Here is a 754-nt window from a genome sequence, read left to right as displayed (position 1 = left end):
CGCACGACGTGGCCAAGGCCAAGGCGCTGCTGGCCAAGGCCGGCTTGAAGGATGGTTTCCAGACCACAATCTGGACGCGGCCGTCGGGCAGCCTGCTCAACCCGAACCCGAGCCTCGGCGCGCAAATGCTGCAATCGGATCTGGCCGAGATCGGCATCCAGGCAGAAATTCGTGTGATCGAATGGGGCGAGCTGATTCGTCGCGCCAAGGCCGGCGAGCATGATCTGCTGTTCATGGGTTGGGCCGGCGACAACGGCGACCCGGACAACTTCCTCACGCCGCAGTTTTCCTGCGCGGCGGTGAAGTCCGGAACCAACTTCGCGCGGTACTGCAACGCCGATCTGGACAAGCTGATCAGCGCCGGCAAGACCACCAGCGAGCAAGGCGTGCGCACCAAGCTGTATGAACAGGCACAGGCACAGATCCAGCAGCAGGCGTTGTGGCTGCCACTGGCGCACCCGACGGCCTACGCTTTGACGCGCAAGGATGTTCAGGGTTATTCCGTCAGCCCGTTCGGACGGCAGGATTATTCCAAGGTCAGCCTCAAATAACCTGTCTGACACAAACCGGTGGATGTAAACAATCTGTGGGAGCGAGCCTGCTCGCGAAAGCGGTCTGTCAGCAAACAATGATGCTGACTGATACAACGCCTTCGCGAGCAGGCTCGCTCCCACAGGGTCCAGAATTGGCGCCGAGAACTACATCCAGCCACACTCCGCCATCGACAGCGGTTCGCCGTCTCCGATGATGAAGT

At 60.9% G+C, this 754-nt stretch carries 1 protein-coding gene; it reads left to right on the top strand.

Annotated features, from left to right (window positions below; all coding sequences use genetic code 11):
• Window positions 1-551 (top strand): ABC transporter substrate-binding protein (locus D6877_RS02620; RefSeq protein WP_241662837.1); only part of this gene is annotated, 551 nt, incomplete at its 5' end.
• Window positions 552-754 lie beyond the last annotated feature (203 nt).

Source organism: Pseudomonas sp. Sample_9, assembly GCF_004307535.1.
GTDB classification, from domain to species: domain Bacteria; phylum Pseudomonadota; class Gammaproteobacteria; order Pseudomonadales; family Pseudomonadaceae; genus Aquipseudomonas; species Aquipseudomonas mercuritolerans.
This window is presented reverse-complemented; position numbering and strand designations above follow the sequence as displayed.